General features: G+C 52.5%; 16 protein-coding genes, 6 tRNA genes and 1 other RNA gene. 13 read left to right on the top strand and 10 right to left on the bottom strand.

Going from position 1 to position 19,157, the window contains the following annotated elements; translation table 11 throughout:
- The first annotated feature begins 119 nt into the window (after positions 1-119).
- Both clcA and erpA read left to right on the top strand, forming a co-directional pair.
- Positions 120-1,517, top strand: a complete 1,398-nt coding sequence (clcA, locus tag Dpoa2040_RS08225; RefSeq protein WP_168640946.1) for a H(+)/Cl(-) exchange transporter ClcA — start codon at positions 120-122, stop codon at positions 1,515-1,517.
- 80 nt (positions 1,518-1,597) lie between these two features.
- Complete coding sequence (erpA, locus tag Dpoa2040_RS08220) at positions 1,598-1,942, top strand: iron-sulfur cluster insertion protein ErpA (RefSeq protein WP_042872207.1); 345 nt, start codon at positions 1,598-1,600, stop codon at positions 1,940-1,942.
- A 70-nt stretch (positions 1,943-2,012) separates the two neighbouring features.
- Here the strand turns inward: erpA and btuF are convergent, their stop codons facing one another.
- Positions 2,013-2,852 (bottom strand): vitamin B12 ABC transporter substrate-binding protein BtuF, encoded by an 840-nt coding sequence (btuF, locus tag Dpoa2040_RS08215; RefSeq protein WP_168640945.1) that lies wholly within the window; start codon positions 2,850-2,852, stop codon positions 2,013-2,015.
- A 53-nt stretch (positions 2,853-2,905) separates the two neighbouring features.
- Positions 2,906-3,607, bottom strand: a complete 702-nt coding sequence (mtnN, locus tag Dpoa2040_RS08210; RefSeq protein ID WP_168640944.1) for a 5'-methylthioadenosine/S-adenosylhomocysteine nucleosidase — start codon at positions 3,605-3,607, stop codon at positions 2,906-2,908.
- A 190-nt stretch (positions 3,608-3,797) separates the two neighbouring features.
- Here mtnN and dgt point away from each other — a divergent pair, with 190 nt between their 5' ends.
- The 7 genes from dgt (at position 3,798) to Dpoa2040_RS08175 (ending at position 12,379) form a co-directional block, all read left to right on the top strand.
- Entirely contained in the window at positions 3,798-5,315 is a 1,518-nt protein-coding gene (gene dgt / locus Dpoa2040_RS08205) for a dGTPase (protein WP_168640943.1), read from the top strand.
- A 171-nt stretch (positions 5,316-5,486) separates the two neighbouring features.
- The gene (gene degP / locus Dpoa2040_RS08200) at positions 5,487-6,929 is read left to right on the top strand and encodes a serine endoprotease DegP (protein WP_168640942.1); all 1,443 of its coding nucleotides are present in this window, start codon (positions 5,487-5,489) and stop codon (positions 6,927-6,929) included.
- 173 nt (positions 6,930-7,102) lie between these two features.
- On the top strand, positions 7,103-8,260 hold the full coding sequence (locus Dpoa2040_RS08195) for a CdaR family transcriptional regulator (RefSeq protein ID WP_168640941.1): 1,158 nt from the start codon (positions 7,103-7,105) through the stop codon (positions 8,258-8,260).
- Positions 8,261-8,576: 316 nt separating this feature from the next.
- Positions 8,577-9,581 (top strand): sulfate ABC transporter substrate-binding protein, encoded by a 1,005-nt coding sequence (locus Dpoa2040_RS08190; RefSeq protein ID WP_371810598.1) that lies wholly within the window; start codon positions 8,577-8,579, stop codon positions 9,579-9,581.
- Between the two features lie 97 nt (positions 9,582-9,678).
- Positions 9,679-10,491 carry a sulfate ABC transporter permease subunit CysT gene (gene cysT / locus Dpoa2040_RS08185; RefSeq protein WP_168640940.1) on the top strand — a complete coding sequence of 271 codons (813 nt, stop codon included), beginning with the start codon at positions 9,679-9,681 and terminating at the stop codon, positions 10,489-10,491.
- A gap of 9 nt (positions 10,492-10,500) precedes the next feature.
- On the top strand, positions 10,501-11,397 hold the full coding sequence (gene cysW / locus Dpoa2040_RS08180) for a sulfate ABC transporter permease subunit CysW (protein ID WP_168640939.1): 897 nt from the start codon (positions 10,501-10,503) through the stop codon (positions 11,395-11,397).
- Positions 11,387-12,379, top strand: a complete 993-nt coding sequence (locus Dpoa2040_RS08175) for a sulfate/molybdate ABC transporter ATP-binding protein (RefSeq protein WP_168640938.1) — start codon at positions 11,387-11,389, stop codon at positions 12,377-12,379. Before cysW ends, Dpoa2040_RS08175 begins: the two co-directional genes overlap by 11 nt.
- Positions 12,380-12,416: 37 nt before the next feature.
- Here Dpoa2040_RS08175 and Dpoa2040_RS08170 read toward each other — a convergent pair whose 3' ends face one another.
- From Dpoa2040_RS08170 to Dpoa2040_RS08145, 6 genes are all read right to left on the bottom strand, one after another.
- A complete protein-coding gene (locus Dpoa2040_RS08170) occupies positions 12,417-12,851 on the bottom strand; it encodes a DoxX family protein (protein ID WP_042872196.1) in 435 nt (144 codons plus the stop codon).
- A 400-nt stretch (positions 12,852-13,251) separates the two neighbouring features.
- A non-coding RNA gene (locus Dpoa2040_RS08165) (RtT sRNA) lies at positions 13,252-13,376 on the bottom strand.
- 46 nt (positions 13,377-13,422) lie between these two features.
- Positions 13,423-13,498 (bottom strand) — tRNA-Lys (locus tag Dpoa2040_RS08160).
- Positions 13,499-13,505: 7 nt separating this feature from the next.
- Positions 13,506-13,581: transfer RNA gene (locus Dpoa2040_RS08155), tRNA-Val, on the bottom strand.
- Positions 13,582-13,624: 43 nt separating this feature from the next.
- Positions 13,625-13,700: transfer RNA gene (locus tag Dpoa2040_RS08150), tRNA-Val, on the bottom strand.
- A 43-nt stretch (positions 13,701-13,743) separates the two neighbouring features.
- Positions 13,744-13,819 (bottom strand) — tRNA-Val (locus tag Dpoa2040_RS08145).
- Positions 13,820-14,139: 320 nt separating this feature from the next.
- Here Dpoa2040_RS08145 and gltX point away from each other — a divergent pair.
- Complete coding sequence (gltX, locus tag Dpoa2040_RS08140; protein ID WP_042872194.1) at positions 14,140-15,555, top strand: glutamate--tRNA ligase; 1,416 nt, start codon at positions 14,140-14,142, stop codon at positions 15,553-15,555.
- A gap of 120 nt (positions 15,556-15,675) precedes the next feature.
- Here gltX and Dpoa2040_RS08135 read toward each other — a convergent pair whose 3' ends face one another.
- The gene (locus tag Dpoa2040_RS08135; protein WP_042872192.1) at positions 15,676-16,944 is read right to left on the bottom strand and encodes an O-acetylhomoserine aminocarboxypropyltransferase/cysteine synthase family protein; all 1,269 of its coding nucleotides are present in this window, start codon (positions 16,942-16,944) and stop codon (positions 15,676-15,678) included.
- A 273-nt stretch (positions 16,945-17,217) separates the two neighbouring features.
- Between Dpoa2040_RS08135 and Dpoa2040_RS08130 the strand changes: the two genes are divergently transcribed.
- Both Dpoa2040_RS08130 and Dpoa2040_RS08125 read left to right on the top strand, forming a co-directional pair.
- Positions 17,218-17,293, top strand: a tRNA-Ala gene (locus Dpoa2040_RS08130).
- 47 nt (positions 17,294-17,340) lie between these two features.
- Positions 17,341-17,416: transfer RNA gene (locus tag Dpoa2040_RS08125), tRNA-Ala, on the top strand.
- Between the two features lie 137 nt (positions 17,417-17,553).
- On the opposite strand, the gene ung is transcribed toward Dpoa2040_RS08125, so the two are convergent.
- Positions 17,554-18,237 (bottom strand): uracil-DNA glycosylase, encoded by a 684-nt coding sequence (gene ung, locus Dpoa2040_RS08120; RefSeq protein ID WP_042872190.1) that lies wholly within the window; start codon positions 18,235-18,237, stop codon positions 17,554-17,556.
- A 406-nt stretch (positions 18,238-18,643) separates the two neighbouring features.
- Between ung and grcA the strand changes: the two genes are divergently transcribed.
- Entirely contained in the window at positions 18,644-19,027 is a 384-nt protein-coding gene (gene grcA / locus Dpoa2040_RS08115) for an autonomous glycyl radical cofactor GrcA (RefSeq protein WP_042872188.1), read from the top strand.
- Positions 19,028-19,157: the final 130 nt, after the last annotated feature.

Genomic DNA, 19,157 nt, shown 5'->3' with positions numbered 1-19,157 from the left:
ATTGTGAAATCGCCGGAAACACTTTAGCTCGCCACTGGCAGGATTCCTGCTGGGCAACGCAGTTGATACATGACTAGAATAGTGGCCTTGTCTGTCCTGCTAATCCTGATATTGCCATCATGTCTTCTTCCTTTTCTCTGCCTGCTGCGGTACGCCGCGCCGCTATCCGCCAGCTGGTCCGCCGTGACAAAACACCTGTATACATATTAGTGATGGCCGCGCTGACCGGCACGTTGGTTGGTTTGATCGGTGTGGGGTTCAATCAGTCGGTCAATGCGGTGCAGCATTGGCGGTTGTCTTCGCTGTCGTCTCTGTCTGGTAGCGGCTGGGTATGGCCGTTGAGCATAATGATATCCGCTCTGCTGGCGGCGACTGGGTACGGGCTGGTGCGGCGCTTTGCGCCAGAAGCGGGCGGTTCCGGCATTCCTGAAATCGAAGGTGCATTAGAGGATTTACGCCCGGTGCGCTGGTGGCGGGTGTTGCCGGTGAAGTTCGTTGGCGGTATTGGAACGCTGGGGGCTGGCATGGTGCTGGGGCGGGAAGGGCCAACGGTACAACTGGGCGGAAATATCGGCGCTATGGTGGCGGCGTTGCTCCCGGCGCGCAAATCGGACGTGCGGCATTCATTGCTGGCGACGGGTGCCGCTGCCGGGTTGTCGGCGGCGTTTAACGCGCCGCTGGCCGGGATTCTGTTCATCATTGAAGAGATGCGCCCACAGTTTCGTTACAACCTGATTTCCATCAAAGCGGTGTTTATCGGCGTGATTATGTCCAGCATCGTCTACCGGGTGCTGGAAGGCGAAAGTGCGGTGATTGATATTGGCCAATTGCCGTCTGCGCCGGTGGGAACACTGTGGTTGTATTTGTTGCTCGGCATCCTGTTTGGTGCTGTGGGGGTAATCTTCAATGCGTTGGTGCTGGGTGCGCAGGCGCGCTTTTTACGTTTTCACGCTCAGTCGATGCCACGCTTTTTGCTCACCGGGTTGGTGGCCGGCGGTGTGTCCGGCCTGATGACGCTGGCATTCAGCGATGCAACGGGCGGCGGTTTTACGCTTGTCCCGATAGCGGCGGCGGAACACTATAGCGTGGGAATGCTGCTGGTCATTTTTCTGGCGCGGGTCGGTATGACGTTGCTCTGCTTTAGTTCCGGCGCGCCGGGGGGCATTTTTGCGCCGATGCTGTCGCTGGGCACCTTGCTGGGTGCGGCGTTTGGCATGGTATGTGCGAATTTGTTCCCTGAATGGGGACTTGGGGCCGGGACGTTTGCCGTAGCGGGGATGGGAGCACTGTTCGCCTCGTCGGTTCGTGCTCCGCTGACTGGCATCGTGCTGGTGCTGGAGATGACCGATAACTATCAACTGATTTTGCCGATGATCATTACCTGTCTCGGTGCTACGCTGGTAGCGCAGTTCCTTGGCGGCAAGCCGCTTTACTCCTGTATTCTGGCGCGAACGCTGGAGCGTCAGGCACAGCAGGAAGCGTCAACCGTTGCGTCGGGCGTCGGCATCAAATCTTGAACGTTGCCGGGGGCTGGAGGATAATAAAAAAATAATGAAGGCGGTTAAATACTGTCTGGTATTGGATTGGGAGTAAAAAAATGAGCGATGATGTAGCATTGCCCCTGCAATTTACGGATGCGGCAGCTAACAAGGTGAAACTCCTGATTGCCGATGAAGAGAATCCGGAGCTGAAACTTCGGGTTTACATTACTGGCGGCGGGTGCAGCGGCTTCCAGTACGGGTTTACCTTTGACGATAAGATTAACGATGGTGATATGACCATTGAAAAGCAAGGAGTATCCCTGGTGGTCGATCCGATGAGTCTGCAATACCTGATCGGCGGTTCGGTGGATTATACCGAAGGGCTGGAAGGTTCCCGCTTTGTGGTGACCAACCCGAATGCGAAAACCACCTGTGGTTGTGGTTCCTCGTTCAGTATCTGATGATACGTCGTATATAAAAGATACGCTGTATACAAGAAAAACCCGTGGCCTGACTGGCGCACGGGTTTTTTTATCCGTTCCCGATGGCGTGTTCGCGCCGCCACGCGTCAAGTTGCTGGCACAGCTGTTCTGCGGCGAGCATCAGTCGTGGGCCGGTGCGGCTAAACCAGTCTTCGTTGACCGCTATCACCTCTGAGGTCAGTTGCGGCTGCCAGAAGGTCTTGATGTGCTCCACCGCGCTGGGTTGTCCGCTGATGACGATGACCTGTGGTTGACGTCGAATAACCTGCTCGCGGCTGACTTGCGGCCAGGGCGCCGGGCTGTCAGCAAAGATATTACTGCCGCCGCACAGGCTGATTACCTGGCTTTGTAGCGTAGCCTGCGATGAGGTAAACAGCGGTTGGCTGCCGAACTGCAGGAATACCCGTACCGGCGTACTATGGCTGTACTGCTGCGTCAGCACCTGTTGTTGCTGGCGGAATTGCTGTGCCGCTGCTCGCGCCTGTTCCGGATGCGGGCTGTACTGCGCCAGCGTTTCCAACTGGCGCGGAATATCGTCGAGCGTAGCGGGGTCGAGGTACAGAATGTGGATGCCGAATGACGCCAACTGCTCCAGTGGTCGCTGTGCGTTGCCTTCGCGCCATGCCAGCACCAGATCCGGCTTCAATGCCAGAATACGTTCCAGATTGATGCCCTGCCAGTTAGCGACTTGCTCGATGTGTTGCGCCTCTGGAGGATAATTGGACCAGGCGCTGACGCCGACCAACTGTTGACCCAGCCCGGCAGCAAAGGCCATTTCGGTAGCGTGCGGTGCCAGACTGACGACGCGCTGTGCGACCGGCTCTGCCCGACAGGGTGTGAGCCATAACAGTGCCAGTAGCCACAGAATACGAAAATAAAAGGATTGCAAGGGGGCGCCTCGATGGCAAAAAACCGGGGCTGATCACCCCGGTCAGGTCCGATTTAGCGATGTTTCGCCAGTGATTGCAGCATCGTTTCCACCATACGGGTGGACTGTTTGGCGGCAGTAACCAGAAACTCGTCGAAACTGAGGTGAGACTCTTGATCCGCCACGTCGGAAATAGCACGCACCACCACAAACGGTACACCAAACTGATGGCAAACGTGACCGATGGCGGTCGCTTCCATTTCTACGGCGATAGCCTGTGGGAAGGTCTGGCGGATACGCGCCAGCGGCGCTTTACCGTTGATAAAGGCATCACCGCTCACCACCAGCCCGCGAACCGCGTTTAACTGCAACTGGTTGATGGCATCTTGTGCCAGTGCGATCAGTTTTTCATCGGCAGTAAAGGCAGCCGGACAGCCGGCCATCTGGCCTGGCTCGTAGCCGAATGCGGTGACATCGGCATCGTGGTAACGCACTTCGTCGGACACCACGATATCGCCTACCTTGAGTGATGGTGCGAGACCGCCGGCAGAACCCGTGTTGATAACTACATCTGGCTGGCAGTGCTCCAGCAGCAGCGTGGTGCCCAACGCCGCTGATACTTTGCCGATGCCGGATTTCAGCAGTGCGATTTCTACGCCGTACAACTGGCCGCTGTAAATTTCGCAGCCTGCGCGCTGGATGGTCTGGCGGTTTTGGATCTGCTCTCTTAACAGCGTCACTTCTTGTTCCATTGCGCCAATAATGCCAACTTTCATAGGATTCCCCACCGATTTGTCAAAAGTCACAAAAGTTTAGTCTATCATGGCTTAAGACGTGCAGCGATTGTCCCCCCGTCGGGGACGTGCTATGACATTGGTCATGTCGTGTGCCATCCGCGCAACAGCCCGTCGGCCACTCGTTATTCGCCTGCAGCCCCTCTGAACAGGGCATTACATGGAGAACAGTATGTCTGCTATCGATTTTTCAACCAAACTCAGTTTCCAGCGACGTTTTGGCAGGAAAAAAGATAAAAAGGATGAGTACGGCATCGTGCAGGAGTTTGAGAGTGATCGGGGGCGGATCATCAATTCCGCCGCTATTCGCCGACTGCAACAAAAAACCCAGGTTTTCCCGCTGGAACGTAACGCCGCCGTGCGTTCCCGCCTGACGCACTCTATGGAGGTGCAGCAGGTTGGGCGCTATATCGCCAAAGAGATTTTCCGACAACTGCGTAAAAATGGGCAACTGGATGCACTGGGGTTGGAACTGCTGGAAACGCCGTTTGAGAGTCTGGTGGAAATGGCCTGTCTGATGCATGACATCGGCAATCCGCCGTTCGGGCATTTCGGCGAAGCGGCGATCAATAACTGGTTCAGTCAGCGCTTGTCACCGGGAGAAAGACCGCGAGATTCACAGCCTGACCCCTGTCAGGTGCCGTGCCTGAGACTCAACGAGAAAGACAGTGCCGAACTGAACGCGTTGCGTGACCGTATCCGTCATGATCTCAGTCACTTTGAAGGCAATGCCCAGGCAATTCGGCTGGTGCATTCGTTGTTAAAACTCAATCTGACCTATGCGCAGATCGGCTGCATACTGAAGTACACCAAACCCGCCTATTGGGCGCAGCCAACGCCGCCTGATTACAGCTATCTGATGAAAAAAGCCGGTTTTTACCTGTCGGAAGAGCCGTTTGTTAAGCAACTGCGCAGTGAACTGAACATGGCGGAGTTTCACCGTCATCCGCTGACTTACATCATGGAGGCGGCAGATGATATTTCTTACTGCATTGCCGACCTGGAGGATGCGGTAGAAAAGAAAATCATCACTTATCAGCAGCTGTATGAACGACTGGAGGAGGCCTGGGGAGAACGAGCGGAAAAAGATGTGTTCAACCGCACTGTCGATCTGGCCTATGAAGAGCGAAAGCATTTGCCGGGGCGCAGCGAAAGCGATCAGTTTTTCATGAAACTACGGGTGAACACCGTCAACACCATGGTGTGGTACGTGACGAAGCGTTTTATCGATAATCTACCGGCGATTTATGACGGCAGTTTCAACCACTCGCTGCTGGAGGAAGATAAGGACGACTACGGGCGATTATTAAAGATCTTTAAAGATGTCGCCAGAAAGTTCGTGTTTAATCATCATGAGGTCGAGCAACTGGAGCTACAGGGGGATCGTATCATTAGCGGTCTGCTGGAGATTTATAGCCCGCTGCTGAACATGCCTTACCGCGATTTCTGCCAGTTGGTGGCTGACGATACCCACAAGCGTTATCTGATAGAAACCCGGTTGTACCACAAACTCTCCAGTAAACATTGCCATGCTTACCGCGAGGCGACGCGCGCCCTGGCCGCGTTATCCGACACAGAACAAGAGATGTGGGAGTATTACTATCGTGCCCGGCTGATTCTCGATTACATCAGCGGCATGACCGATTTATACGCCTATGATGAATACCGGCGGCTGATGGCGGTGGATTGATGCGCGCAATACGCGCAATAAAAGGAGATGTTTTGTAAAGGCGGTCAATATTTCCTTACCCTTCACCATATTGCACAAAACGAGCGCTGCCGCGCATAGTGATTTCATTCCGCCTGACCGCTGAAAGTAGCCGTCAGAATTCACCTGTTGACTGAATGTGAGACAATCGCTATGAAACAAAAATCATTGATGCTGAGCGCGCTGGCGCTGAGTCTGGCGATGGCTGTGGGGACGCTACCAGGCACTGCCGCCGCAGAATCGGTATCGTCATCCGGTGCTCAGTTACCCAGCCTGGCACCGATGCTGGAAAAAGTGATGCCATCGGTGGTGAATATCTCTGTGGATGGACATACCTCTGCCAGCCAGGGGGCCAAAGTGCCGCCGCAAATGCAGCCTTTCTTCGGTGAAAATTCGCCTTTCTGTCAGGAAGGATCGCCTTTCCAGTCATCACCGATGTGTCAGGGCGAAGGCGACGATGATGAAGGTGGTGGGAGCGTGCCACAACAGGCATTCCAGGCGTTGGGCGCAGGGGTGATCATCAACGCCGCCAAAGGGTATGTGGTGACCAACAATCACGTGGTGGAAAATGCCGATAAAATTCAGGTACGCCTCAATGACGGTCGCAAGTATGACGCTAAGGTGATCGGCAAAGATCCGCGCTCCGATGTGGCGCTGATTCAATTGAAGGACTTCCGCAATCTGACCGAGATTAAAATGGCGGACTCCGACCAACTGCGCGTGGGGGATTACGCCGTCGCCATTGGTAATCCTTATGGCTTGGGAGAAACCGCCACGTCCGGGATCATCTCCGCGCTAGGGCGCAGCGGCCTGAATATTGAAAACTATGAAGACTTTATCCAGACCGACGCGGCGATTAACCGGGGTAACTCCGGCGGTGCGCTGGTTAACCTTAATGGTGAGTTGATCGGCCTGAATACGGCGATCCTCTCGCCGAGCGGCGCCAACACTGGGATCGGTTTTGCTATTCCCAGCAATATTGTGAAAAACCTGGTTAGCCAGATAGTTGAATACGGCGAGGTCAAACGCGGCGAATTGGGGATTTTGGGTACTGAGCTGAATTCCGATATCGCTAAGGCCATGAAGGTGGATGCCCAGCGTGGGGCGTTCGTCAGCCAGGTGCAGCCCAATTCCGCCGCCGCCAAAGCCGGTATCAAAGCTGGGGATGTGATTGTGTCGATGAACGGTAAATCGATCAGCAGCTTCTCTGCGCTGCGTGCGCAGATTGGTTCGTTGCCAGTAGGCAGCAAACTGACGTTGGGACTGATTCGTGAAGGCAAGACGATGACGGTGGACGTGATGCTGCAACAGAGCACGCAATCTCAGGTGGCATCCGGCAACCTGAACTCCGCGATTGAAGGGGCTGAGTTGAGTAATACCCAAATCGACGGTCAGAAAGGCGTTAAGATTGATAAGGTGAAACCCAATTCCGCGGCGGCAAAAATTGGCCTGAAACCTGATGATGTTATCCTCGGTGTGAACCAGCAGCCGGTAGAAAATATTGGTGAGCTGCGCAAGATCATCGACAGCAAACCGCCGGTACTGGCGTTAAACATTCGACGCGGCAACAGCGATCTCTACCTGTTGATTCAATAAGTTGACTGTCGGCATGGCCCGGTGTTTTGGCACCCGGCCATGCCACTCCCTGCCTGTTCTGTGATTTCTTCCACACTTTTTGCGTGATTTCCCGGTTTTTGTTCATTTGCACAATGTCTGGTGTAATCTCCGGCGTTATGCTGGTGCGGTTGTCTCCATTCCTTGAGGTTGATATGGCGTCATACCACCTGAATAATAAACTGGCACAGGAGATCGTCGCCCGCACAATGAAAATCATTGATAGTAATATCAATGTGATGGATGCGCGTGGGCGAATCATTGGCAGTGGCGACCGGGAGCGTATTGGGGAATTGCATGAAGGTGCGCTACTGGTGCTGTCGCAGGGACGGGTGGTGGATATTGATGATGCCGTCGCGCGTCATCTGCATGGTGTTCGGCCCGGCATCAACCTGCCGTTGAAAATTGACGGTGAAATCGTCGGTGTGATTGGTCTTACCGGTAATCCCGGTCAGTTGCGCCAGTACGGTGAGCTGGTGTGCATGACGGCGGAAATGATGTTGGAACAGGCGCGGCTGTTGCACGTGCTGGCGCAGGATAGCCGCTTACGGGAAGAGTTGGTGCTGAACCTGATTCGCGCCGATGAGCTGTCACCGGCGCTGATGGAATGGGCGCAGCGTCTGGGTATTGATCTCAATCAGCCGCGAGTGGCGGCAGTGGTAGAGGTAGATAGCGGTCAACTGGGTGTGGATTCAGCGATGGCGGAGTTACAGCAATTGCAGACGTTGCTGACGACGCCAGAACGCAACAATCTGATTGCTATTGTTTCGCTGACGGAAATGGTGGTGCTGAAACCGGCGCTCAATAACCATGGGCGCTGGGATGCGGAAGAGCACCGTCGGCGTGTTGATACGCTGTTATCACGTATGGAAGAAAGTAGCCGGTTACGGGTGCGGGTCGCCCTGGGCAATTATTTTACCGGGCCTGGCAGCATTGCCCGTTCTTACCGCACCGCCCGTACTACCATGAGCGTCGGCAAACAGCGAATGCCGTCGCAGCGTAGCTATTTCTATCAGGATCTGATGCTGCCAGTGCTGCTTGATAGCCTGCGTGGTGGCTGGCAGGCTAACGAACTGGTGCGTCCGCTGGCCAGACTAAAAGCAATGGACAGCAATGGATTGCTACGCCGCACCCTTAACGCCTGGTTTCGCAACAATGTGCAGCCGGGGGTGACCGCTAAGGCGTTATTTGTGCATCGCAATACGCTGGAATACCGGCTAAATCGCATATCCGAACTCACCGGGCTGGATCTGGATAACCTTGATGATCGGCTGCTGCTGTATGTCGCGCTGCAACTGGATGAAGAACAGTAATGCTTATATGCCTGTCCTACTTCAAGTTGCAGATAAGCGAAAAAAGGGGGATGGCTGTTGGCAAACCTGTCGTTCACCTTAGATTAAAATGCATTACTTAAGCGAAAATAATATAACCCGAAAGTATAAATTATCTCGAAACAATATTTTTTACCTCCTGCCTTATCCTCTATTGTCCCTCCCATAGATAAAACCGGAAACAGTAGCGTCGCTTAGCCGCTGTGCCGATTCGTATGATGGCTGGATGCTATCGTCTGGGGTTCTTTTGATAGCCTGCGCCGTTACTCGGTAGGCTAGGGGAGTAATAATAATGTCAATGCGTCGTTTACGATGGTCTCTGGCTACTGCCGCGTTGTTATTTTCGGGCATGGCGTCTGCCGCCACGGAATTATTGAATGTGTCTTATGACCCGACCCGCGAGTTTTATCAGCAATATAATGCGGCGTTTATCAAGCACTGGAAAGAAACCAGCGGCGAAACGATTTCTGTCAAAAATTCCCACGGCGGCTCAGGCAAACAAGCGCGTTCTGTCATTGACGGCTTGCAAGCGGATGTTGTGACGTTGGCATTGGCAGGTGATATTGATGCGCTCAATCTGAATCAGCCGTTGATTGACCCTAACTGGCAGGCGCGCCTGCCGGACAACAGCACACCTTATACTTCCACCATTGTGTTTCTGGTGCGTAAAGGCAATCCGAAACACATTAAGGACTGGGGCGATCTGATTAAACCTGACGTGCAGGTGATTACGCCGAACCCGAAAACCTCCGGTGGTGCGCGCTGGAATTTCCTGGCGGCATGGGCCTATGCCAAACACCTGCCAGGTGGAACGGATGAGAGCGCGCAGAAATTCGTGACCGAGCTTTACAAACATGCGCCAGTACTGGATACCGGTGCGCGTGGTGCGACTATCAGTTTTGTACAGCGTCAACTGGGCGATGTGCTGATTGCCTGGGAAAATGAGGCGTATTTATCGCTGAAAGAGCAAGGGGGCGACCAACTGGAAATTGTTACGCCGTCCTTGTCCATTCTGGCAGAACCGCCGGTAGCGGTGGTCGATAAAGTGGTGGACCGCAAAGGGACGCGCAAACAGGCGGAAGCCTATCTGAACTACCTCTACAGTGATGAAGGACAACGTATCATCGCGCAGAATTTCTACCGTCCACGCAATGCAAAAATCGCCGAGGAGTTTACATCCCAGTTTGCTCCCGTGAAGCTGGTGACTATCGATGGTGAATTTGGCGGCTGGAAAAACGCGCAGCCCAAGTTCTTCGATGATGGCGGCGTGTTCGACACCATCTTTAATCAGATTAATAAATAAACGGTCTGTTGATCGTCAAAACCGCCTCCGACGGGGCGGTTTTGGCATGTTGGTTGCCTGAGCGGGCACGCTATGTATTTTCATTGAAAGGCTTGTTATGTCACGACGTATTTCACCGGTCATTCCCGGTTTTGGCCTGACTATGGGGTTTAGCCTTACCTATCTGGGATTGCTTGTGCTGATCCCGCTGGCCGCCATGTTTTTGTACGCCAGCCAACTGACGTTGATCCAGTTTTGGGATCTTATCACCAGTCGTCAGGTGCTGTTTTCTCTGAAATTATCCTTTGGTTCTGCACTGACGGCAGCATTCGTCAATGGCATTATTGGAACGCTGCTGGCCTGGGTGCTGGTGCGTTATACCTTTCCCGGTCAGAAGATTATCGATGCGATGATCGATATGCCGTTTGCCTTGCCTACTGCTGTAGCGGGGATTGCGCTGACGTCGCTGTATGCGCCGCACGGGTTGATCGGTTCGCTGTTTCCGTTTCGCATTGCCTACACGGGGATTGGCATCACGCTGGCGCTGATTTTTGTCACCCTGCCGTTTGTGGTCCGTACGTTACAGCCGGTACTGGCGGATATTCCCAAAGAAGTGGAGGAGGCTTCCGCTTGTCTGGGGGCCAGCCCCTGGCAGACTTTCTGCCATGTTCTGCTGCCGGCTATTTTGCCTGCCTGGTTGACCGGGTTTGCACTGGCGTTCGCACGCGGTGTGGGGGAGTACGGCTCGGTGGTATTTATTGCCGGTAATATTCCATTCAAGACGGAAATCTTGCCGCTGCTGATTGTCTCCAAACTGGACCAGTATGATTACAAGGGCGCGACCGGTATCGGCGTGTTCATGCTGGTGGTCTCTTTTATCATGTTGTTGCTGATTAATCTGCTGCAACGGCGTATTCAACCGAAGTTATAAGGGATGGGTATGGAGCACAGTATTTCTGCACCTGTGACGGAGCGCCCGCTCGCTGCTAAACGACCGACAACCTTCTATGTACTGACAACGTTGGCGTGGTTGGTGTTTGTGCTGATTTTGGTGCTGCCGTTGGTCATGGTGGTGACGCAAGGGCTGCATAACGGCATTAGCGCATTTTGGAATGCTATCAGCGAGCCGGATGCAGTGTCTGCGCTCAAGCTGACGCTGCTGGCAACAGTTATTTCAGTACCATTGAACATGATCTTCGGGCTGGCTATCGCCTGGTGTGTAACCAAGTTTGAGTTTCGGGGCAAAGCGCTGCTGCTGGCATTGCTGGATTTACCCTTTTCCGTATCGCCGGTAGTGACGGGTTTGATGTATGTGTTGCTGTTTGGTGCGCAGAGCAAGCTGTATCCATTCCTGACTGAACATAATCTGGAAATTGTCTATGCCGTACCCGGCATCGTGCTGGCGACGATGTTCGTCACCCTGCCGTATGTGGCGCGTGAACTGATCCCGTTGATGGAACAGCAGGGCAGTCAGGAGGAAGAAGCAGCCAGATTACTGGGGGCCAACGGCTGGCAGATGTTCTGGCACATCACCTTGCCGAATGTGAAATGGGCGTTGATTTATGGCGTGGTGCTGTGTACTGCCCGTGCCATGGGCGAGTTTGGCGCTGTGTCGGTGGTATCGGGCCATATTCGCGGCCTGACTAACACCTTGCCGTTGCATATTGAGATTCTTTACAACGAATACAACATTGTTGCGGCGTTCAGTGTGGCGATTTTGCTGCTGGTGATGTCACTGGTGGTGCTGTTGCTGCGCCAATGGAGTGAAGCGCATTTGTCGAAACAACATGAGAAACAACATGAGAAACAACAGGAGCTGACCGGTAATGAGCATTGAAGTTCACAACGTTAACAAGCAATTTGGTCAGTTCCGGGCACTCAACCAGATCAATTTGTCGATTCAGAGTGGTGAACTGGTGGCGCTGCTGGGGCCGTCTGGCTGCGGTAAAACCACGTTGTTGCGTATTATCGCCGGTCTGGAAAAGCCGGATAGTGGCAACATCGTTTTCCACGGCGAAGACGTGTCGGGGCATGATGTGCGCGACCGTAATGTCGGCTTTGTTTTCCAGCATTATGCACTGTTTCGCCATATGACCGTGTTCGATAACGTAGCGTTCGGATTGCGCATGAAACCGAAGGCGATACGGCCATCTAAGCGGGATATCGAGACAAAGGTGCGCGAGTTGCTCAATATGGTGCAACTGGAGTGGCTGGCGGATCGTTACCCTGAACAGTTATCCGGCGGACAGCGCCAGCGTATTGCACTGGCGCGGGCGCTGATTGTAGAACCACGCATTCTGCTGCTTGACGAGCCATTCGGTGCGCTTGATGCCAAAGTACGTAAGGAACTGCGCCGCTGGTTATCGCGTCTGCACGAAGAAATCAACCTGACATCGGTATTTGTCACCCATGATCAGGAGGAAGCGATGGAGGTGGCTGACCGTATCGTGCTGATGAACAAAGGTGTGATTGAACAGATTGGCACGCCTGATGACGTGTATAACCGTCCGGCTACCGAGTTTGTTTACAATTTCCTGGGGGACAGCAACCGGCTGAAACTGGCGGGTCATGATCAGGCTATTCAGTTCCGTCCGCACGAAGTGGCGCTGTCGAAACAGAAACAGGCCGACTTCCAGCCGGTGGTGGTTAAGGATATTCGTCCGCTGGGGGCACTGACCCGGCTGGTACTGAAGGTTGATGGCGATAATGAACTGATTGAAGCGGAAGTGGCGCATGATGATGCGGTGTTGAACGATTTACACCGTGGTGATGTCGTGCAGTTCAAACCGAAGCGTTATAACCATGACTGGGAAATTTGAGCATAAAAAAACGCCCGTCAGGGCGTTTTTTTCATAATTAACGGTAGTCTTCGTTCGATGCCACAGAATAGCGGCCACTGCCCAGTAGCATGATGACCAGACTGCACAGGAAATAAAACGCTTCCCCTTCCAATCCCCATGCACCGACGTTAGTAATAGTGAACACTTTGCCCAGTGTGACCAGCAGCGTTGCAACCAGCAGATTAAATGCCACTACTGCGGCAGAAATACGGGTGAACACGCCAAGGATAATCAGGATCGGAGCCACAACTTCGCCGATGTAGGCACCGTAGGCAATAAAACCGGGTAAACCATGTTGTGCCAGCATCCCAGAGACCCAGCCTACGCCGTGTTGAATTTTAGCAACACCGTGGAATAGCAACAGAATGCCGACGGTCAAACGTAGCAGCAGTTTGCCGCCGTCCGGATGGTCGGTTAAACCGGTAAAGAACTTATTGGTTTTTACTATCATTGTCTTACCCTTAATTCAGGAATAGGTTTTATTGTGATGCTAGTGTCATCTTTTGGCGGCAGAATAAAAAACCAATACATTTGACCCTCCTTATCAAAAATTTTGCGTCATAGGTCTGTTGGTTTTAAAAATCGACAGGAATCCGGATTAAGAGGGATGTGAATTATTGCAAGGGATGTTAGCCCCCTGAGCGGTGCAGAAGAATCGGGGGAGCAGCAGTAAAAGTCGTGAGAAAAAGGAAATAAGGCGTAGAAATATTATCTGGCGATAACGTAGTAAAAATAACTAAGAATATTTCAGGCGAATTGACCGGCGTGGTCAGGGTAATTCTCACCTGCACGACATCGTGCGCTTATGAAATGTCAGTGTGAATAATAGCGAAAGGTAATTTATTTAGCGGTGGTGGGTCGTGCAGGATGACTCGGCCTGTGGCCTCGCCCTTCGGGCCAGCGCGATGCGCTGTTGTCTCGCTTCGCTCGACTCGAACCTGAACGCAGGTTCTCACCTGCACAACATCGTGTGCCTATGAAACGTCAGAGTGAGTAATTGGGGAAGGTAATACATTTTGCGGTGGTGGGTCGTGCAGGATTCGAACCTGCGACCAATTGATTAAAAGTCAACTGCTCTACCGACTGAGCTAACGACCCGCAGAAGTGGTGGGTGATGACGGGATCGAACCGCCGACCCCCTCCTTGTAAGGGAGGTGCTCTCCCAGCTGAGCTAATCACCCACTTCTGTACTTCATTATCGTAAGAAGATAGCTGGTATGAGAGTGGTGGGTGATGACGGGATCGAACCGCCGACCCCCTCCTTGTAAGGGAGGTGCTCTCCCAGCTGAGCTAATCACCCAATCTCAATTCTTCTTACTTTACACAGCGCGGCACTCTATGAATGGTGGGTGATGACGGGATCGAACCGCCGACCCCCTCCTTGTAAGGGAGGTGCTCTCCCAGCTGAGCTAATCACCCCCGCTGTGTGGAGTCGCATTATAGGGATACTTGACTATGAGTCAACGCTTTTTAAAACGAAAATGGTCGTTCGTTGTAAAATTAGTCGATGTGCCGTATTTCTGGGCGTTAGCGTTGAATCCCTACGCATTTTAGCCAGAAGAGACCGGCCTCGACGCGGTTATGGCGTTGAGGAATCGGGGGGGAGTGATAGAATATTGCCCACATTTAAACAGGCTGTGTCTCGCGCTGACAGCGCACATCCTTGATGGCGGGGCACAGGTTCGGAATCCTGGTTGGTGTTAACCGACCGTTGCTGTCCAATTAAGGCCGTAATCCCAATGAAAATCAAAACCCGCTTTGCGCCCAGCCCGACTGGTTATCTTCATGTTGGTGGTGCTCGTACCGCCCTGTATTCCTGGTTGTTTGCCCGTCATCATGGCGGTGAGTTCGTTTTGCGTATTGAAGATACCGATCTGGAGCGTTCGACCAAAGAGGCGATTGACGCCATTATGGATGGCATGAACTGGTTGAATCTGGATTGGGATGAAGGCCCGTATTATCAGACCAAACGTTTTGATCGTTATAATGCGGTTATTGATCAGATGCTGGAAAATGGCACGGCCTATAAGTGTTATTGCTCCAAAGAGCGCCTGGAAGCGCTGCGTGAGCAGCAGATGGCTAACGGTGATAAACCACGGTATGACGGCTGCTGCCGGGATTCTCACGAACATCACGCCGATGATGAACCGCATGTGGTTCGCTTTCGTAATCCGCAAGACGGTTCAGTGATCTTTGATGATCGTATTCGTGGTCCGATTGAGTTCAGCAACCTTGAGCTGGACGATCTGATCATTCGCCGTACCGATGGGTCGCCGACCTATAACTTCTGTGTCGTGATCGATGACTGGGATATGGGGATCACCCACGTAATCCGTGGTGAAGACCATATCAACAATACACCGCGTCAGATCAATATCCTCAAAGCGTTGGGCGCGCCGGTGCCGGAATATGCACACGTTTCCATGATTTTGGGCGATGACGGCAAGAAACTGTCCAAACGTCACGGCGCGGTAGGCGTCATGCAGTATCGTGATGATGGCTATTTGCCGGAAGCGCTGCTCAACTATCTGGTACGCTTGGGGTGGGCGAATGGCGATCAGGAAATCTTTTCTATTGATGAAATGAAGCAGCTGTTCTCGCTGGATGCCGTCAGCAAATCTGCCAGTGCTTTTAATACCGAAAAGCTACAGTGGCTGAACCATCACTATATTAACCATCTGCCGCCGGAGTATGTGGCGACTCACCTGTCCTGGCATATCGAGCAGGCTGGCATTGACACCCGCACTGGCCCACAGTTGAGCGAACTGGTGACGTTGCTGGGGGAGCGCTGTAAAACGCTGAAGGAAATCGCCGAATCCTGCCGCTACTTCTATGAAGAGTTTGCTGAGTTCGATGCCGATGCCGCGAAGAAACACTTGCGTCCGGTAGCGCGTCAGCCGCTGGAATTGGTGCGCAGCAAGCTGGCGGACATCACTGACTGGACGCCGGAAAACATTCATCATGCTATTCAGGGTACTGCCGACGAGTTGCAGCAGGGGATGGGGAAAGTGGGGATGCCGCTGCGAGTCGCGGTAACCGGTGCGGGTCAGTCTCCAGGTGTGGATGTGACGGTACATGCGATTGGTCAGTCTCGCACATTGCACCGTATTGATCGGGCATTGGCGTTTATCAGTGAGCGTGAAGCCCAGCAATAATAATTGAAGCAAGTTTGTGAGTAATGAAAACCCTGGCAAGCCAGGGTTTTTTACTCTCAGCCATTACTATCTTTTTGAGCGATGGCGATGGTTTTTAACTGGCGGCCTGTACCTTGCGTATCAGGCATTGAGTGCCTGATTCAGATCGTCCAGCAAATCTTCTATCGCTTCGATGCCGACCGACAGGCGAATCATTTCAGGTTTGACGCCTGCCTTAGCCTGTTCTTCCGGCGTCATCTGGCGATGCGTAGTTGAAGCCGGGTGGCAGGCCAACGATTTGGCATCGCCGATATTGACCAGCCGTTTAAAAATTTTCAGGGCATCATAGAAGCGTACGCCCGCGTCGTAGCCGTCTTTCAGGCCAAACGACAGAATGGCGGATGGCGTACCTTTCATGTATTTCTGTGCCAGCGCGTAATGCGGGTGATCTGGCAAGCCGGCATAACTGACCCAGGCCACGCTGGGGTGTGATTGCAGGTATTGCGCGACTTTTTGGGCGTTTTCCACGTGACGTTCCATACGCAGAGAGAGTGTTTCCAGACCTTGCAATAATAAAAAGGCATTCATGGGTGCCAGGGCCGAGCCGGTATTGCGCAGTGGAACGGTGCGGGCGCGGGCAATAAAAGCGGCAGGGCCGAATGTCTCGGTATAGACCACGCCATGATAAGCCGGTTCGGGGAGATTCAGGCCCGGAAATTTTTCTGGGTATTGGGTCCAGGGAAACGTGCCGGCATCCACAATGACGCCGCCCAGCGAGTTACCGTGGCCACCAACATATTTGGTGATCGAGTGCACTACGATGTCTGCACCGAATGCAATCGGTTTGCATAGTACCGGCGATGCTACGGTGTTATCCACGACCAATGGCACCCCATGTTGATGGGCAACCTGTGCCAGCGCTTCGATATCGACAATGTTGCCAGCAGGATTGCCGATACTCTCGCAGTAGACCAGCCGGGTTTTATCATCAATCAGTTTTGCGATGGCTTCAGGCGAATCATCCGCAGCGAAACGAACTTCCACCCCAAAACTTGGCAACATGTGGGCAAACAGCGTATAGGTGCCGCCATATAATTGCGGGGTTGACACAATATTGTCGCCCTGACGGGTCAGCGTTTGAATTGCATAAGTAATGGCGGCGCTCCCAGCGGAAACCACCAATGCTGCAATCCCGCCTTCCAGTGCCGCCAGCCGTTGTTCCAGCACATCGTTGGTGGGGTTCATAATCCGTGTATAGATGTTACCCGGTACAGCGAGGTTGAATAGATCCGCACCGTGTTGTGCATTGTCGAATTCAAATGCGACATTTTGATAAATTGGCACGGCCACGGCTTTGGTAACAGGGTCGGAAGTAAAACCATGGTGTAGGGCGAGTGTGGCGTCTTTCATATCTGGAAAACTCCGGCAATATATAGAAGAGATGACGCATTGTTGGTTTTTTTTTGAAAAGTAAGAAAAACTTTTTTTGCATAAGCTAATACCAAACGCGCTTGATTTACTGTGGTTTTGGCGTCTGAGATAATGCGTGTTTTGTCGTATGTGCCATCCTTGTGCTACGTTGACGGCTTTTTCAGCGGTTGATCGGATAAATAGATTTTGGCGTTGACAGGGGTAGGGGGGTTGCATATCATGCGACCCGTTCACACGATACAGTGTCGATACGGGGCTATAGCTCAGCTGGGAGAGCGCTTGCATGGCATGCAAGAGGTCAGCGGTTCGATCCCGCTTAGCTCCACCAAACTTTCATCCCATACAAGTTTGGTTGTTGACAGTATCATCATATGTGGGGCTATAGCTCAGCTGGGAGAGCGCTTGCATGGCATGCAAGAGGTCAGCGGTTCGATCCCGCTTAGCTCCACCATATTCCCTCGCAATGTCTTCCTTTTTATTTCCTTGACGATTAAATCGATCTTATTTTTCACATTTATTTTTTTACATTTCTGTAAGAATTACCGCCATTGTCCCTGACTGGCAAAGACAATGACGCACATCCTGTTATCAATTTTCTGGCAAACGGGGCGTCCAGTCGATGGGGGAATCACCTTGTTGTTCCAGCAACTGATTAGTTCTGGAAAAATGATGGCATCCTAAAAAACCACGATGGGCAGATAACGGTGAAGGATGCGGTGCTTTTAGTACATGATGCCGCTGTGTATCAATAATGCTGCCTTTCTTTTGCGCATGTGACCCCCACAGCAGAAAGACGATCCCTTCCCGGTGTGCATTCAGTTTTGCTATCACCTTATCGGTGAAGGTTTCCCAACCCAGATTAGCGTGTGAATGTGCTTTGCCCGCTTCCACCGTCAATACAGTATTCAGCAGCATCACACCTTGCTGCGCCCAGCTTTGTAAAAAACCGTGCGAGGGGATCTCAAATCCGGAAATGTCGTTGGCCAGCTCTTTGTAGATATTGACCAAAGAAGGCGGAGCCGGTACACCTGGGCGCACCGAAAACGATAACCCATGCGCCTGATTAGGGCCGTGGTACGGGTCTTGCCCCAGAATCACTACCTTGACGGCGTGAAACTCAGTAAAACGAAAGGCGTTGAAGACATCTTTTTGGGGCGGATAGATCACCTTGCCTGCTACGCGTTCCTGATGAACGAACGACAACGTATTGACGAAATAGGGCTGTTCTTTCTCTTGGGCCAGCACATCGTGCCAGGTCAGGGAAGTGGTCATGGGCGGCTCTTTGTTCAATCTGCTAAGTGGCGGCAACCTGGTTGTCCGGGTCTGGCCTGATTAATCAATCCTGATGGCTAAGCTTACCGTCAAACGCGGCAGAGTGAAAATCATTCACCGTCTTCTGCTATAGATGAATAGTGATTTGCTGATTTTTTTTAAAATTTACAAAAATAATTGCATTGCAGGGTTTGATATAAATTGATGTAAAACAATTGATTATGAATTTGGCACTAAAAGGCGCTCAATCGAAATTGACCTATATCAAAGAGTGGGTAAGTAAGGGCTGGTATACAGGTAAACAGATTCGATTGGTTTTGCGCTGACGTTAATGCTGTTGGCGAGTTGTTATCAATCGTGGATTTTGTATTCGGTTCAATAAAACGCCGCTTAACGGAGGCAATAAATGGTTACAGGTATTCAAATCACCAAAGCAAATAACAATGCCCTGGTTAATTCTTTCTGGTTGCTGGATGAAGAGAAATCTCAGGCGCGCTGCGTATGTGCCAAAGCAGATTTCAATGAAGATCAAATCGTTGCTATCAGCGAACTGGGGCAGTTCGAATATCGTGAAGTACCGCTGGAGATTAAACCGGAAGTGCGTGTGGAGGGTGGTCAGCATCTGAACGTGAACGTATTGCGCCGTGAAACATTGGAAGATGCGGTTAAAAACCCGGAAAAATATCCGCAGCTGACCATTCGTGTGTCAGGTTATGCCGTGCGCTTCAACTCGCTGACACCCGAACAACAGCGTGACGTGATCGCCCGTACTTTTACCGAAAGCCTGTAAGCGCGAGTCGGTAAAAAAGATAATCGTCTGATCAACGCTGGTCACGAAAGTGGCTGGCGTTTTTATTGGGTGGGGGGTTGGGGGCGCGGCTTTTGCCATCGCCATTTTGTGTAATGACTCATGCGACAGG

Source organism: Dickeya sp. CFBP 2040, from assembly GCF_012273755.1.
In the GTDB taxonomy this organism is placed as follows: domain Bacteria; phylum Pseudomonadota; class Gammaproteobacteria; order Enterobacterales; family Enterobacteriaceae; genus Dickeya; species Dickeya poaceiphila.
This window is presented reverse-complemented; position numbering and strand designations above follow the sequence as displayed.